The sequence below is a fragment of the Sphingomonas sp. TF3 genome (genome assembly GCF_003985085.1).
GTDB lineage: Bacteria > Pseudomonadota > Alphaproteobacteria > Sphingomonadales > Sphingomonadaceae > Sphingomonas.
In genome coordinates this window covers 133,731-149,316 of sequence record NZ_RWKS01000001.1, presented here as the reverse complement: position 1 = coordinate 149,316, position 15,586 = coordinate 133,731, and the positions used below count along the sequence as shown (strand labels likewise).

Sequence of the window (15,586 nt, the reverse complement as noted above, 5' to 3'; positions counted from 1 at the left end):
CATGCGCTTCTCCCGCCTCTCGCTTGAGCGCTACGGCCGCTTCGAGGACTGCGAGCTGGACTTTCGTGCCGGCAGTCCCGACCTCCACGTCATCTACGGCGAGAACGAGGCCGGCAAGACGACGTCGCTGGCCGCGGTCTCGGACCTCCTCTTTGGCTTCCCCCAGCGGTCACCATACAACTTCCTGTTCGACTATTCGCTGCTCCGCGTCGGCGCGGTGCTCGAGGATGGCGGCACGACGCTCGCCTGCCGCCGGAAGAAGGGAACGGGCGGCACGCTGCTCGGTGCGGACGACGCCGCGATGGACGAGGGGCCGCTCGCCGCGATGCTGCGCGGCCAGACCCGCGACACGTTCGGCCTCTCCTTCAGTCTGGATCAGGCGGCGCTCCGTCTGGGCGGACAGGCGATGGTCGAGGCGAAGAACGACGTCGGCCGCACGCTGTTCGCCGCGGGGTCTGGCCTTACCGGTGTTTCCGACGAGCTGCGCCGTCTGGAGGCGGAGGCCGACGCGATCTGGGGCCCGACCACCCGCGGCAGCCGCACCTTCACGCAGGCCCAGCGCCAGCTCGCCGAGGCTGCGAGGATCGTGCGCGACGACGCTCTGAAGCCAAAGGCTTGGTCGGACGCCAGGATCGCGACGGAGCGGACGCGCGAGGTGCTGGAAGCGGCGCGCCGCGACCGCGACGCGGTCCAGACCGAGTCCAGGTTCGCCGAACGCGTCAGGCGCGTCGCGCCGCTCGTCCGGCGCCGCGAGGAACAGGCGACGGCGCTCGCCGAATACGAGGGGGCGGTCGACCTCGGGCGTCAGCGCGAGACCGCTGCCGAGGAGCTGGTGCGGGAGGCGGATGAGGCGGTGCGCGCTATGGCGGCGGCCGAGAGCCTACTCGCGGACATCGCCGAACGGCGGTCCGCCGTGTCGACCGATGCGCAGGTGCTCGGAGAGGCGAACGAGATCGATCGCCTCGTCGCCGAGGCGGGCGCGGAGATCAAGGCGAAGCGCGACCTCGTCGGTCTCGAGGTCGAGCAGGCCGACGCGACGGCGGCTGTCCGCCGGCTCCGCGCGGAGGCTGGGCCGAACGCCGACGCCGCGCCGCCCCGCGAACTCGCGGCTCGGCTGCGTGCACTCTCCCGTGTCGACGGCGAGCAGCGCCTGGCGGCGCGCCAGCTCCGGGAAGAGCGGCAGCGCATCGACGAGCGGCGGGGTCGGGCGGGGGCGGCGCTTGCCGCCAACGTGGTCGGCGACGCCGACAACGTATTGGCCACTGCCGTCGACGAGGCGCGCGCGCAGGGCGCCGACACAGACGCCCGTTGCGACGCCGCGCGTGGCAGGTTGGACGTCGCCAGGCGGAGGGCCGCAGATGCGCTTGCCCGGCTCGCGCCGTGGACGGGCGATGCGGATGCGCTCGCCCGCCTGCCCAGGGTGGACGCCACCGAGATCCAGGAAGCGCGCGACGCCCTGGCGAACCTGCTCGCGGAGGTCCGTCGCGAGGAGGAGGCCGCCCAGCGCGCATCGGACCAGTCGTCGGCCGCGGCGCTCGAGATCTCGCAGCTGGAGACCGGGACCGCCGTGTCGGCCGAGGACATCGTGGAACTGCGGGCCGAGCGCGACCGTCTGTGGCGGCCGCTTCGCGACCACCTCGTGGATGGCACCTCCCTCGCGTCTCCGGCAGAGGCGGTCGCGGGTTTCGAGACCGGAGTCGCGGCGGCGGACGGACGGGCAGACGCGCGCTACGCGACTGCCGACGCGTCGGGCAGGCTGTCGCTGCTGGAGCGGACGCGGGCGTCGCACGACTTGGCGGGAGAGCAGGCCGCTACCCGCGCCCAGTCGGCGCGCGACCGTCATGAACAGGTCCTCGCCACTTGGAGCCGCCGGCTCGGCGGTGTCGGCCTACCTGAACTGGAGCCTGGAAGGTTCAATTCCTGGCAGGCGGACCGCGACGCGGCCGAGGCGGGGCAGGCCGAGCTGCGCGGCCTGGTCTCGGAGGCCGAGCACTCTGAGGCCAAGCGCGACGCGGCGCGATCGGCGCTCGCCGCCGCGCTCGGGACCGCGGATGCCGCCGGTCCGCTCGGGCCCGTGCTCGCCAGGGCGGAGGCGCGCCGCGCCGCGTCGGAGGACATATCCCGCAAGCGCCTCCTGGCGCAGGCGGAGCTTGATCAGGTTGGCGTCGAGACCACCGCGCTCGATCGAAGGACCCGCGCGGCGGAAAGCGCGGCGTCGACGAACGCCGCAGCTTGGGCCGCGGCGTTGGCCGAGGCGCGCCTGGACATCGACGTGACCGCTTGCGGAGCTGTGCTCGATCTCCTCGACGAGCTTCGCGAGGCATCTTCGTCCGAAGCGGTCCTGCGTCGCCGCATCGAGGGGATCGCGCGCGACAGTCGGGACCACGCGGCGGCGGTGGGACGGCTCGCCGACACACTCGGCATCGCTACGGGCGAGGTGCCCGAACGTCTCCGCTCGATGCGGGACCGGCTCGCGGCGGCTCGGACCGCGGCGACCCTGCACGGTTCACTGGACGAGGAGGACCGTCGTCGCCAGGGCGAGCTGCAGGAGGCGCAGGCCAAGCTGAAGGCGAACGACGACGCCCTCGCGCCGTTCCTGGCGGAGACTGGCGCGGCGGACAGGACGGCGCTTGGCGGGGCGATCGAGCGATCGAGGGCCAGGCGCGCGTTGGTCGAAGGGGTCGCCGCGACCGAGGGCGCCATCATCGAGGCTGGCGACGGTCTCGGGCTCGACGCGCTGGTCGCCGCGGTTCAGGCGACCGACCCGGATCAGGTCGCGTCGCAGCTGGCGACGCTGGGATCGCGTCTCGATGACCTCAACGCGGTGGTGGACGCGGCGGCGACCGCGCACGGCGACGCCCGCGCCACCTTCGCGGCGCTCGACACGGGCGGCACCGTCGCAGTCGACGCGGCGGCCGATGCCGAGCAGGCCCGTTCGGAGTTGGAGGTCCTCGCCGAGGACTACATCATGAGGCGGACGCAGGCGGTGACGCTGAAGTGGGCGATCGAGAGGTATCGCGAGCGCCACCAGGACCCGTTGCTGCTGCGCGCGGGCGAGCTGTTCTCGACGCTCACCACCGGGCGCTACGCGACGCTCAAGGTGGACACCGACGGCCCCAGCCCACGGCTCCGGGGCATGCGCGACGACATGCGGACGATGGTCGACGTCGACGGGATGAGCGAGGGCACCACCGACCAGCTGTTCCTCGCGCTGCGCTTGGCCGCGCTCGAGCAATCGGTCACGGCCGGGGTCGCCCTGCCGTTCCTCGCCGATGACCTGTTCGTGAACTTCGATGATCGCCGCGCGGAGGCGGGCTTCCGCGTGCTGGCCGAGGTCGCGCGCACCACGCAGGTGTTGTTCTTCACCCACCACCCCCATCTCGTCCAGATCGCGAAGTCGGTGGTCGGGGCCGAGCTCCATTCCGAATGCACGCTGTCGTGATCGGCCAGGTAAACTTTTTTCCCGATTTTCCGCGTCAGCCTTCGCTTGTGTCTCCGAGGTCCAGATATGGAGGAGATACTGATGAGTGACGCGGACGATGAGCCTCCGCTGCTGGGCGACCATCAGCGCTGGCGCCGGATCGTCGAACACGGCCGGTTGTCCGGCTTCCCGGAAGGGGTGATCGTTGGGGCGATCCGGGCGAACTACCGCCGCGCGGGCGTCGATCAGCACTTCGTGCGGGAGATGATCCGCTTCATCTCCCGTCGCATGCTGGAGATCATCCGCGGCGAAATCTCTTCGACCGCTTTCCCCAACCAGGGCCGCGACGTCGTCGAGGACGTGCACGCCGCCATGGTGGATGCGCTGCTGTCGCCGACCGCCGCCGACGGCGAGGGCCTGCGGAAGTGGTTTAAATCCACGCTCCGCAAGCGTTCGATCGATCACGCGCGCAAGGCCATCATCGCCATGAAGCGCAATCCGGACATGGTCGACGACCCCGGCGGCCTGGCGGATCCGCAAACCGAGTTGTTCTCCCATGCGGAGCAGGAGGTCTACGTGCAGCGCATCCTGGACAGCATCCGGGACAAGGACAAGCGCGCCGCCTTCGTGCTCCACATGCAGGGGGTCCCCTGCAGCAGCAAGAACGGCCCCTCGATCGCGAGCATCCTCGGGATCAGCCCGGACACCGCCGCCTCCAGGGTCGCGACCGTACAGAAGCAATTAGCCAAGAAGATCGGAAATTCGTGATGGAAGACAATCAGCAGGAAAGGGACGAAGTGCTGATCGCATTCCACGAGGAATGCGACATTCCAACCCGCGCCGACGTGGAGCGCTGGGCGGTTCTTCACCCGAAGTTCGCGCATGACATCCGCGAGCATGCGGCCGTCCGTCTGGCGATGCTGGCCGACACCACCGAGGCGCCCGCCTCGTTGGATGACGACATGATCGCCCGGGCGGGAAGCCGGGTGCAGGCTGCCATGTTCGCGGCGGAGGCCGATGACGTGGCCGCGGAGGCGGCCGCCGTTCCGGTGCCGTCGCTCAACGAGATGCTCAAGCGGTCCGGACTGTCCCAGCCGCAGCTCGCGCGAAGGTTGCCTATAGAGCGCGTCGTGGTGGCGGACCTGTTCGCAGGGCGGATGTCCGATGTGAGGCCCCGCTTCTCCACCGCGATATCGCGCGAGCTCGGCGTGCCCCTTGAAGCGTTCAACGTGGCGCACGCGCGCGCCGCGATGACCCCTTCGCTCGGTGGACGCGCGAAGGCCGTCGGCCAGCCAATAGCGAACCAGCGCACCTTCGAGGAGATCGTGAGGTCGTCCGGCATGAGCCAGGAGGAGATCGACTATTGGCTGGCTGATCTCTGATGGACGCCTGGAGCGACATCCGGCTCGCCGCGCGGGACTGCCGCGCCGCTGCGTTGGCGAAGACGAACGCCGCTCCGACCGCGCGCAACCTGATCGACGCCATGGTCGAGCTGCACGACCTGCAGATCATCAAGTTCGATCCAGGCACGCGTGCGGGCGAGGAGGTGCTCGGGTTCTTTGAGCGCGGTCCCGGCATTGTCCATGTCGCGCGCGGCCAGGTCGAGGAGGACGAGGTGGTCGTCATCGCCCACGAGTTCGGACACTTCCGGCTCCACACCGATCTCGAGAGCGACGTGACCAACGTGTCGATGCGGCTTTCCGGCGAGCCGGTGGAGAGCGGCGGCGCGCGCGTCGACGGATACTCCTCGCGCGAGCGCAAGGAGGTGCAGGCGGACGTCTTCGCGGGCGAGTTCCTTTGTCCTTCGGACTGGCTGAGGGACAGGCTCCTGGCCGGTGCCAGGCCTTCCGGGATCGCGACCGAACTTGGGTTGCCGCGCAACCTCGTGCTCCAGCAGGCGATCAGAGCCCTTCTGCTGCCGCCTCTCGTCCGTCACGACGTCGAGGAGCGCGAGAAGGTCGTCTATGGCTTGGACGATGATCAGCAGGCCGCCGTCGATTGGGACGACGGGCCGCTGCTGGTCCACGCCGGTCCGGGCACTGGCAAGACGCGCACCTTGGTTGAACGCGTCACGCGTATCCTCAAAGGGGACGCGGCGTCGTCGATCCTCGCGCTCACCTTCTCCAACAAGGCCGCAGAGGAGATGCGCGAACGCCTGTCGGCGGTCGACGCCGATGCGGCCATCGAGATGTGGGTCGGGACGTTCCACGCCTTCGGCCTGGAGCTGGTCACCCGCTTCGCTGGGCGCATCGGCCGGACCGATCAGGTCAAGATTCTCGACCCGACGGCGAGCCTGGCGCTGCTGGAGGCCAACCTCGAGCAGCTTCCACTCCGGCACTACCAGAACCTGTTCGAGCCAGCCCTCGAACTCGCCTTCGTGGTTAGCGCGATCTCGCGGGCGAAGGACGAACTTATCGGTCCGGCCGAATACCTGACCGCGGCCGAAGCGGATCTGGCGGCGGCGGTCGACGATGCGGGCCGGGAGGCAGCCGAGAAGGCGGTCGAGGTCGGCAAGGTCTATGTCATCTACGAGAGGCTGCTCGCCGAGGCGGACGCCGTCGACTTCGGCGACCTCATCCGCCATGCCGTCGCGCTGTTGGCGGACGATGAGGTGCGGGCTGATGTCATTGGGACCTACCGGCACCTGCTCGTCGACGAGTATCAGGACGTGAACTACGCGAGCTCGATGCTGCTGCGCGCGTTCGCCAGCGAATGCCGCGACATCTGGGTCGTGGCCGACCACCGCCAGTCGATCTACCGGTTTCGAGGTGCGGAGCCATCCAACGTCGAACGGTTTCCGTCCGAGTTCGGCGGAAAGCGCCACACGCTTGGGATCAACTACCGGTCTGGAACGCCAGTCGTCAGGGCCTTCGCCGCCTTCACCGGCGGTATGACCGGAGGCCGGCAATCGCAGTGGCAGGCCAACCGCGGCGCAGTCGGCGAGGTCACGCTGGAGGTCTGCGGGACGTTAGAGGACGAGGCCTGCGCGATACGCGACCGGATCGAAGGGCTGAAGGCAGCCGGCGTCCCTTATCGCGACCAAGCCATACTCGCGCGCAGTCACCTTACACTGGGCCGCCTGACATCCCTGCTAGAGCGGCTGAACGTGCCGCTGCTGTATCTGGGCGACCTTTTCGAGCGCGCCGAGATCCGGGACCTGCTGTCGTTGGTCGCGCTTGACGCCGAGTTCGGCGGGCTCGGTCTGGTCCGGGTGGGCCAGTTGCCGGCGTATGGCGCGACGGAGCAGGACACCTTGAAGGTGGTTGGCTGGGCCCGCGAGCACGAGCTGCCGGTGATCACCGCGCTGTCGCGTGTCGCCGAGATCGAGGGCCTGTCGGACGGCGGACGTGCCGGCCTCGCCCGGCTTGGCGGCGAGCTTGCGTTCGTCGGCGCCGCTACGACGCCCTGGACGATGCTGACGGGATGGCTGTTCGAGACCGGCGGCTTCCTCGACCCGCTCGTCCGGAGCTCTGATCCCGCGGACCGCCAGAAGCTGATCGCCATCTACCAGCTGCTGAAGGTGTGCGGCGAGCACGATGCGGCGGGCGACAGGAGCCGGCGACGCCTGTTGGCGCGCATACGGCGGATCGAGCTGCTCAACCAGGACAGCGCCTACCGCGCGATATCGGCCGAGGCGACGGACATCGACGCCGTCCGGGTGCTGACGATCCACGGCAGCAAGGGCCTGGAGTTCCCGGCTGTGCATCTCCCCGCCCTGGCGACAAAGTACATGCCTGCGAGCCGCAAGGGGTCGAGGATGCCGACGCTTGGCAAGTATCCGCAGCTCAACATGGGCAAGGAGGACCATGATGCCGAGGAGGAATGCTTGTTCTTCGTCGGGCTGTCGCGCGCTCGCGATCACCTGTCCCTGACCCGCGCCCAGAAATACACCACCCAGAACTCTTCGGCGTCCAAGTTCCTGGACTCGGTATCGGCGATACCTACGCGGACCCGTTCGGTGCCATCAAGCGTGCCGCAGCCCCCCGCGAGGCCGCCGGTCGCGGTCGAGAGGCGGACGAGCTATTCGGCCACCGAGCTCGACACCTACATCCGCTGCCCGGCGAGATATCGCTACGAGCAGATTATGGGCCTGCGCGCGGGCACCGACGGGGCCGCCTTCCTCGACTTCCACCGGTGCGTCCGGAGGACCCTGGCGTGGATCGAGCAGCGGCGTGGCGAGGGCGTCGCGACGAGCGCGGCGCAGGCCTTGGCGCAGCTGGACGCGGTATGGGCGGAGCGCGGCCCGGTCGGTCACGGCTTCGAGAACTACTACCGCCAGGCCGCGAACCGCATGGTCGCCAACGGCGCCGCATACGTTGCGGCCGAGCAGGGAGCCTATCTGGAAGGGCCGCTCGAATTGCCGGTCGCCGGTCGCACCCTGACGATCGAGCCAGACCGTCTGGTCGATGCCGATGGCGTGGTCCGCATCCAACGGATCAGGACGGGGCGGCAGACGAAGGGCGAGGGTGACAAGCCGATCTACGGCGCGATGCTGCTGGCGGCGCAGCGCAGGTTTCCCGGCCGGGCGATCTCCGTCGAGGCCTACTACCCGAGCGACGGCGTGACGCGCGACTTCCCCGCCGGCAAGGTGGACAAGGCCGTCAAGGCGTTCGCCGACGCCATCAACGGCATTGAAGCCGGGAGCTTCCCCGCCAAGCCGATCGATCAGCGCTACTGCCCGAACTGTCCGTGCTATTTCATTTGCGGCGTCTGACGCCCCGTGCCGCGTTATTGACAGCCCGGGCCAGCATACCAGTCGGCGGAGGGGGTGGTCCGCGCCATGTGCCGGTTCAGGTCGGGTGCTCCGTCGTGCCACCAGACCGGGCCGCGCTCGCCCAGCGCGCGCTTTGCACGGTCGACGGCCTCGTGGACGGCCGACTCGCCGCCCTCGTCGCCGGCCCGCCACATCGCGCCGACCTTCCGTCGGGCCGCCATCAGCTCCTTGACCAGCTGCTCGCGCCGGTCGGCCTGCAACGCCGGATCGGACATGCGCCACAGCCGGCCCCGCACGACGAAGTAGCGGCCGTCTGGCGTCACGGGATGGTGTGGCCGCCTCGTCGTCACTTGAGTCGCCGGATCACCAGCTTCTCGCCGTAGCACATCGAGCAGATGTCCTTGCGGCGCTCGAAGCCGTTGGAGCCGGCCAGTTCGCGCGTCTTGTGGTTGGCGTGCTGCCGCACGGAAAGGCCGAGCCGATCGGCGACGCAGTCGTCGCAGATCGGCGCCGGGGCGAGGCGGTCGATCAGGGCGCGGACGTCGTCGATCACGGTCATGCTTGGACAATAGCCGATGCGCCGGCGGCAGGAAGTCCCTGCCGCCGGAACCGCTCAGGCCGCCTTCGCGATTTCAGCGGGATCGATGTCGAGGTGGCCATGGGAGTAGGGTTCGGGCGCACCGGTGAACGCCTCGGTGTCGTCCAGCGCCATCAGCGAACCCGACACCAGCTCCATCGCGTCGCCGCCATGCAGGCGCCGCAGCAGCTCGCCCACCGCGAGGATCGAGGCGGTCAGCCCGACGAAGGGCACGCCGATCGTGCGCGACGCGATCTGGGCGAGGCCGCAGCCGTCGACGCCCACCTTCTTCATCGCCTCGTAGGCGGGCATGCCCGAGACGTCGGGAACCGTTGCCGCCGCCGCCGCACCGCTCCAGATCGCGCTCGCGCGCTTGGGTCCGGGGAAGCAGTGGAGCGAGAAATTCCGGAACCCCTGCGTTCCCGCGCCCAGCCCGGCCTCGACCACCAGGTCGAACCCGGCTTCCTCGAGCGCGGCGCGGGCGACCGCGTTGTCCACGCCGCACAGCGCCGCGCCGGGTTCGAGGTGGTAGCGCCGGGTCCAGGCGCCGAAACGCCGCTCTTCGTGCCGCACGTCGAAGCCCCGGTGCTCCAGCCAGTCACCAACCCACCGCGTCTTCATGACGGTAGGCTGCTCGGGCACAGCGAGCAGCGAGGTGCTGTCGTTCGACACCGCCATCCCATCGAAGTCCTGCAGCATGAGCAGGGTTTCCGCACCCTCGGGATAGGGCAGCGACGCCAGCGCCCAGGCGAACGCCTGGCCGAGGTTGCCCAGGCCGATGAACCAGAGATGCGTGGGAAGGTGCCGCAGGGCCGGCTCGCTCGGATCCGGCTCCATCCACGGTTTGCCCGGGCCCCAAATCGAGAGGCCAGACGCGCGCCGCCCCGCCATGTCGTGGTCGCCGGCGTGGTAGGCGAAGACCTCGCCGACGCAGGCGGCCGCGGCCATGGCCGGCGCCAGCGATATGGCGTCGCCCGACACCGCGGTGGGCCACGTCGACGGGATCACGCCGCCGCGCCAGCCGGCCCACTGCAGGCGCCACGCAGGTGCCGGACCCGTCGGCGCCGCCACGTCGCCGATGATGGCGCGCGGCCAGTCGGGGCGGACCTTCTCGACGCAGGTGCCGCAGAGCGCCTCGACCGCCTCGCGCAAAGTGGTCTCGGTCGCCAGGTTCGTGACCACCGGCTGATCGCCGACGCCCTCGACCTCGATGCCGCCCAGCATCGTGCGGCGCGCCGCGTTGACCAGGGTGAGCAGCGCGATCTGGCCGTTCACCGTCGTGGCGGTCGCCGGGTCCACGCTGATCGCGAGGCCGAAGCGGGAGAGCATGTCGACCGCATCCTCGGCGGTCGCGGCACGGCCGCTGTCCATGAAGTATTTCGCCGTGCGGTGTAGGCGGTCGGGATCGGTGGTCATAGGAACGTACTCCAGAAATCGTTGTGGAGGAAGCGGTGCGCGCGGTCGCCGGAATGGTCGGCCCATTCGTGGTTCCCGCGATATTCGTAGACGCCGAGCCGCGTGGTTGCGGGACGGCCGGTGGCGAAGTCCGGCACGATGATCGCGATGTGGCCCTCGCGCGCGACCATTGGGTTAGTGCGGTCCGCCTCGCTCTGGAAGGCGCCGCCCGGGTGGGTGTGCACGTCGCCGACGACGGTGAGGCCCCGCGCGCGGCACATCGACCAAAGCGCGGCGAACGCTGGCGCGTGCAGGATGCAGACGCCCGAGCTGTAGGCCTCGGGGTCCAAGTCGTCGTAGAAGACGACGTCCTGGACTTCGCGGAGGTCGCCCTCGCGCGTGCCGAGGAGGAAGGCACCCGCCTCGTGGCGGCGCTCGCCGCGGTGGTCGAGTTCGGCCAGCAGCGCGGTCCAGCGCGCGGGTTCGATGCGGATGCCGCGGCTACGCCGTAGCAGCGCCCGTGTAATCGTCCTGATTGAGAAGTTCATGGACTTGCTCCAGATAGCAGATGATGCCGCGCGCCGGCTGCCACAGGCGGTTGGGATGCTGGTTCACCCACACCTCATGGCCGTTCATCGAGATGCGGTCGCAAGGGAGGTAGAGGCAGGTGCCGCCCTGCCACTCGGGCCGGAAGACCGAAGGCAGGATCGTCTTGCCCCGCGGCCACAGGTGCGCGGCGAGCGAGGCGTCGGTGGCGAGGTTCCAGGGCTGCGCGGTTACGGCCTGGTGCGGATAGCCGCTGCATTCGAACCGCAGGCCGAATTCAGCCGGCGAGTTCGGACGGGGTGCGGCCGACACGGCGATGACCACGTGGGGCCACGCCTGCGACACGACGCGCCACCGCCCTTCGAACTGGCCGCACCGGAACTCCGGTGCGGCTAGGTCGCGCTCGAGCAGTAGCTGGCTGGGGCTGACGGGCGCGTTCACCTCAGCCCTCGACGCGGACGTCGGGGACGAGGTCGAAGCACAGCTCGCAGTGGCCATGCTTGACGAGCTTGTGCAGCGGCGTGTCGGTCGGCGGGCGGTCGGTGCTGCCGCAGACCTGCAGGACGTGCTCGGCGGCGTCGCGCTCGGCCAGCTTAAAGTGGTCGACCGCCCACGCCTTCACGCGGCGGACGCGGGTGCCGGGCGCGAAGCTGTGGCGCTTAGTCTGCTCGAGGTAGTGAATGGTGACGTCGATCTTGCGGCACTTGGCGAGGTGCAGCTTCGCGCCGTGCTTAATTTGGTGCGGGCGCTTGTGGCCGTGCCACTCGATCGGGTCGTCATCCTCGTCGTGGAAGAGGATGAACTCCTCGTCGATCTCGATGCCGGCCTCCTTGATGGAGGCGTGGACGATCTCGATCGAGGCGTTGTCGGGCAGGTCGACCTCGACGAGGCGGTCGTGACCCTGGACGGCGATGAAGGCGGTGTGGGACATAGGGCTTGGCTCCTGATCAGGCGGCGAACCGGCCGCCCTCAAGAACCCCAGCGAAATTGGCCCCGTGAATTCGGGGAGGAATCTTTAGTCTGGGCGAAAAAAGCCTACGCGCTGGCGTGAGCTGGTCGAGGTCGCCTTGGCGATCGTGATCGCCAAGGCGACGCTCAAAGCCAGCTGAATCAATGTCTGCTTCTGAATTTAGCCGACGGAAAGTTGCATGTCAGCTGTCGGCCCGATTGTGTTGAAGAAGTCGCCGGTGGTGCGGGTTGACGATGCGGGGCCAGCGGCACGTACGCAAGCGTGGGCGCTCAAGCGGGCACCATCTGCATCGGCATCGGGATCATCTTGGCCATCTTGCGGAGGTTCTGGGCGGTGGCGGCCAGTAGGAACTCGTCTTTTGCTCCGTTCGGTCCGCGTAGGCGCAAGCGGTCGAGCTTGAGGATATGTTTTAGGTGCGCGAACAGCATCTCGACCTTTTTCCGTTCGCGGCGGTGTGGTCCGTTCGGGCAGCATTGCGATCGGAGTTCGCAGGCGTCACATGCCGTCTTGCGCGCACGGTATTTGTAGAGGCCATCGACCGGCTGCTGCTCCTTGGCGGCGCGCCCGGCATGCCAGTAGCGCCGCAACTCTTCACCGCCCGGACAGGTATAGACATCGCGCCGGGTATCGTAGCTGAAGGCCGAGCGCTCGAACGTCCCGTCGGTGCGGGCGGACTTGTCGAACACCGGGATGTGCGGCGCGATGCCCTTTTCCTGAACCAGCCAGGCCAGGTTGGCGGCATCGCCATAGCCGGTATCGGCCGCGAGCCGCTCGGGCCACAGGCCGAACCGCCTCTGCGTGCGCTCGATCATCCGGCGCTGCGCCGTCACTTCGGCCTGGCGGATAGAAGTGGTCGCCTCGACATCGACGATCACGGCATGTTCGAGGTCGATCAGATAGTTGGTCGAGTAGGCGAAGAAGGCGCGCTCGCGCGTCGCGGCGGTCCAGCGCGCAGCCGGGTCGGCCACCGCTGCTGCTTGGGCGCGACCGGCGTCGCGCCGCCGAACGCCGCATCGTCGAGCACCGCCAGATACTCGCGGACCGCGTGGCTGGTGGCTGGGTCCGGCACCTCTCGACCGCCATCCTGGTCGTCCTGTCGATCTATCTACGGCAGCGTGAATCGCCGGAATCCAAGGCGGTCGCCGCGCCGCACAGCGCGACCGGCACCTGATCGACGCGGTGCCGGACGCCATGGCGCTCGCCGCAATTGCGGCGACGCCGGACGTTGTGATTAACGATTGGGTGTTGCTCGTGCGGTAAACGGGCCGGATGCGGCTCGCGACAATCACGAACTGGGCGTATGGAGCAACGGTCGCACTTACGCTTGCTTCTGGCACGACAATGATTCTCGCGTCCAACGCGCAGGATCGCGAGCGCGCGGCTGTGGAGCAGCGCTATCGCCTCGATCAGGCGACCGAGAGGCTCGAGAGCGACGTCGTTGCGCTCACCGAGCACGCCCGGCAGTATCTCGACACCGGCGATCCCAGCTATCGCGTCCTCTACGAGCGCGATGCCGCGGCGCTGGCGCCGATCGAGGCGCGCATCCGTCACCTTGGGGACGCCGGCGCAGGCGCCGACGAACTCGACGCGTTGAAAGACGCGATGCGCTGGGCCGATACGCTGCATGACGAGCAGCGTGCCGCGATCGCGGCGCATGATCTTGGCGATGAGGCAAAAGCGCGGAAGATCCTGTTCGGCGCCGAATACGAGCGCGAGCTCGACCGGTCCCGCGCCATGGTCGAACGCTTCCAATATCAGCTCGACCAGCGCACCGAAGCGCAGGTCGCCGTCGCGGCGCAGGCCGCGCGTGGCTGGAAGACTGTGTCGGAAATCGCGCTCGCGATCACCGGTCTCCTCTTCCTGTGCGTTCTGTTCTTCGTGTTCAGACAGCGGGTGCTCAAGCCGGTCGTGAAGCTTAGCGATGTCGTCAATCGTCTCGCCGCGCAGGACTATGCCGCCCTGCCGCCCTATCTCGGCCAGATCGACGAGATCGGCGATATGGCGCAGGCCATTCGGATATTTCGCGAGAATGGGCTCGCGCGTCAGCAGCTCGAGCAGGAACGCGACGCCGACCGTCACTTGCGCGACCTGCTGTCAAGGATGACCCAGCGGATGCAGGGCTGCGACACACTCCACGACCTTGAGGAGATCGTGTACCGCTTCGTGCCGGAGATAGCACCCGACCTTGCCGGCAAGCTCTACCTCCTCGACCTGGCGCGGAACGCGCTGGTCGAGGGCTGTGACTGGTCAGGCCCCCGGCACTCGCGCGGGGAGTTTCCGCCGCTCGCGTGCTGGGCCTTGCGCCGCGGCTTGCCGCATCGCCCCGCCGGGGGGTCGGTGGATGTACCCTGCGACCATCTCGACCTTGACGGTGGAGAGCTTCCGGACACGCTATGCCTCCCGCTTTCGGCGCATGGCGAGATCTTCGGCCTGCTTTATTTCGAGCCGCGAGCCGATGCCGGCGGGGCAGCCACGCCCGAGACCTACCTAACTATGCTTGCCGAGAATATCGGCCTGGCCCTGGCCAACCTGCGCCTGCGCGACCAGTTGCGCGCGATGGCGATGGGCGACGCGCTCACCGGCCTTGCCAACAGGCGGCGACTGGACACCACGCTTGCGACCGTGCTCGCCGAAGCGGAGCGCGATGGCCAGCCGATCAGCTGCGTGATGCTCGATGTGGATCACTTCAAGCGCTTCAACGACACGTTCGGCCACGATGCGGGCGACGCCGTGCTGCGCGAAGTCGGTGCGGTGTTGCAGCGTGTGGTGCGGGAGAAGGAACTCGCCTTCCGCTATGGAGGTGAAGAGTTCCTGATCCTGCTTCCCGGCGTGCCGATCGAACAGGCCCATGCCCGCGCCGAGGAGATTCGTGCGCGGGTTGCCGGGCTGCATCTCGTGCATGAGGGGAAAGCCCTGGGCGAAATTCGCGTGTCGGCTGGAATTGCGACGACACCCACGCACTGTCCGGCGGAACGACTGGTCCAGACTGCCGATGCGTCCTTGCTGCGTGCCAAGGAGCAGGGGCGCGATCGCAGCGTTGTCGCCTCCGAACGCCGGCGGCAGAGCGCAGCCTGAGCCCTCACCGAAGGCACCGTGACCATTCTCCATCAATGTCGGCCCATGCTCCGCGAATTGGTGGAGGTGTTCAGCGCCGATATGGCGCGGCTGCTTGGTCCGCAGAGATTCCGCCCGGTCCCTTAGCTATCTGCTGTCTGCCTTACGTCCTTGGCTATGTAAGCCACCAGTCTGGAAACGGGCCAAAATCGAACTGCCATGCACATCAGTCGGCAAGTGTTTAGCCACTTAGCGCGTGCGCCGGCGGGTCACGATTCGGGGGGCGCCGCACAGTGAGCAAATGTTTTGTTCGCGCTCGAATCCGCCGCTTCCGGCAAGCTCGCGCACCTTCTTATTAGCCAGGCTGGTATCCGACAGGCGCAGACGCTCGGCTATACAATCGTCGCATACCGGCTCGGGGGAAAGTCTTTCGACGAACCCTCGCACCATATCCAGCACCGTCGCCATCAGAAGCCGGCGCCTACGACTAGCACCGCCGGAAGTATAGCTTCCGGTGCCTTGAACAAGGTTGCCCAGCGCTCGGTCAGAGATTGCGCAATCGTCTTCATCGCGCTGGCCTAGCATGATCATTCGCGGCGCGTGAGGCAGATCCGTGTGCCCGCGCGACGTGCCCGCTTGCAAGCGGCGGCTTTGTGCCGCGACCATTCAGGAACTGGCCCTCCGCGAAAGGCCCAATGTCGGCCGTTCGCGCTGGATCGCTGACTGGCTAGATAGGCGGCACATCTCGGTGCGGGTTACATCGTTGCCGCACTCTATGAGCCGCATGCTAGCCACATGCTCGCTGTCGATATTTCGCCTGCAATCCAGCTTCACCAAAAGCGAATGGTCATTCGCGCCAACTGGAGATTCCAGCCGTGCTTTGAACGCCGTTGCTTTGGGCGAGCCGTG

Annotated in this window: 13 protein-coding genes and 1 pseudogene; 6 read left to right on the top strand and 8 right to left on the bottom strand. The window is 68.3% G+C overall.

Features of this window, described 5'->3' with window-relative positions; genetic code table 11:
• The first annotated feature begins 1 nt into the window (after position 1).
• The 4 genes from EJC47_RS00660 to EJC47_RS00645 all read left to right on the top strand — a co-directional run bounded on the left by EJC47_RS00660 (position 2) and on the right by EJC47_RS00645 (position 8,135).
• Positions 2–3,442 (top strand): ATP-binding protein, encoded by a 3,441-nt coding sequence (locus EJC47_RS00660; RefSeq protein WP_126845069.1) that lies wholly within the window; start codon positions 2–4, stop codon positions 3,440–3,442.
• Between the two features lie 81 nt (positions 3,443–3,523).
• A complete protein-coding gene (locus EJC47_RS00655; RefSeq protein ID WP_126845068.1) occupies positions 3,524–4,189 on the top strand; it encodes a sigma-70 family RNA polymerase sigma factor in 666 nt (221 codons plus the stop codon).
• Complete coding sequence (locus tag EJC47_RS00650) at positions 4,189–4,803, top strand: helix-turn-helix domain-containing protein (protein ID WP_126845067.1); 615 nt, start codon at positions 4,189–4,191, stop codon at positions 4,801–4,803. Before EJC47_RS00655 ends, EJC47_RS00650 begins: the two co-directional genes overlap by 1 nt.
• Entirely contained in the window at positions 4,803–8,135 is a 3,333-nt protein-coding gene (locus tag EJC47_RS00645; RefSeq protein ID WP_126845066.1) for an ATP-dependent helicase, read from the top strand. The genes EJC47_RS00650 and EJC47_RS00645 overlap by 1 nt, the downstream gene beginning before the upstream one ends.
• Before the next feature lie 14 nt (positions 8,136–8,149).
• Here EJC47_RS00645 and EJC47_RS00640 read toward each other — a convergent pair whose 3' ends face one another.
• From EJC47_RS00640 to EJC47_RS00610, 7 genes and pseudogenes are all read right to left on the bottom strand, one after another.
• A complete protein-coding gene (locus EJC47_RS00640; protein WP_221885150.1) occupies positions 8,150–8,458 on the bottom strand; it encodes a hypothetical protein in 309 nt (102 codons plus the stop codon).
• Between the two features lie 23 nt (positions 8,459–8,481).
• Positions 8,482–8,694, bottom strand: a complete 213-nt coding sequence (locus EJC47_RS00635) for a hypothetical protein (RefSeq protein ID WP_126845065.1) — start codon at positions 8,692–8,694, stop codon at positions 8,482–8,484.
• 54 nt (positions 8,695–8,748) lie between these two features.
• Positions 8,749–10,128 carry a thiamine biosynthesis protein ThiF gene (locus EJC47_RS00630; protein ID WP_126845064.1) on the bottom strand — a complete coding sequence of 460 codons (1,380 nt, stop codon included), beginning with the start codon at positions 10,126–10,128 and terminating at the stop codon, positions 8,749–8,751.
• Positions 10,125–10,655: a Mov34/MPN/PAD-1 family protein gene (locus EJC47_RS00625; protein WP_126845063.1), complete on the bottom strand. Its 531-nt coding sequence runs from the start codon at positions 10,653–10,655 to the stop codon at positions 10,125–10,127. The genes EJC47_RS00630 and EJC47_RS00625 overlap by 4 nt, the downstream gene beginning before the upstream one ends.
• Positions 10,609–11,094 carry a DUF7665 family protein gene (locus EJC47_RS00620; protein WP_221885149.1) on the bottom strand — a complete coding sequence of 162 codons (486 nt, stop codon included), beginning with the start codon at positions 11,092–11,094 and terminating at the stop codon, positions 10,609–10,611. Before EJC47_RS00620 ends, EJC47_RS00625 begins: the two co-directional genes overlap by 47 nt.
• A gap of 1 nt (position 11,095) precedes the next feature.
• Positions 11,096–11,584: a hypothetical protein gene (locus EJC47_RS00615; protein ID WP_126845062.1), complete on the bottom strand. Its 489-nt coding sequence runs from the start codon at positions 11,582–11,584 to the stop codon at positions 11,096–11,098.
• A gap of 308 nt (positions 11,585–11,892) precedes the next feature.
• Positions 11,893–12,713: pseudogene (locus EJC47_RS00610) on the bottom strand (transposase); the annotation flags it as partial.
• Here EJC47_RS00610 and EJC47_RS21280 point away from each other — a divergent pair.
• Together EJC47_RS21280 and EJC47_RS00605 are read left to right on the top strand one after the other, a co-directional pair.
• The gene (locus EJC47_RS21280) at positions 12,669–12,794 is read left to right on the top strand and encodes a DUF6766 family protein (protein ID WP_260591443.1); all 126 of its coding nucleotides are present in this window, start codon (positions 12,669–12,671) and stop codon (positions 12,792–12,794) included. The pseudogene EJC47_RS00610 and the gene EJC47_RS21280 sit on opposite strands and share 45 nt — an antisense overlap.
• A gap of 98 nt (positions 12,795–12,892) precedes the next feature.
• Positions 12,893–14,698, top strand: a complete 1,806-nt coding sequence (locus tag EJC47_RS00605) for a diguanylate cyclase (RefSeq protein WP_126845061.1) — start codon at positions 12,893–12,895, stop codon at positions 14,696–14,698.
• 228 nt (positions 14,699–14,926) lie between these two features.
• Here the strand turns inward: EJC47_RS00605 and EJC47_RS00600 are convergent, their stop codons facing one another.
• Positions 14,927–15,145: a hypothetical protein gene (locus EJC47_RS00600; protein ID WP_126845060.1), complete on the bottom strand. Its 219-nt coding sequence runs from the start codon at positions 15,143–15,145 to the stop codon at positions 14,927–14,929.
• Positions 15,146–15,586 lie beyond the last annotated feature (441 nt).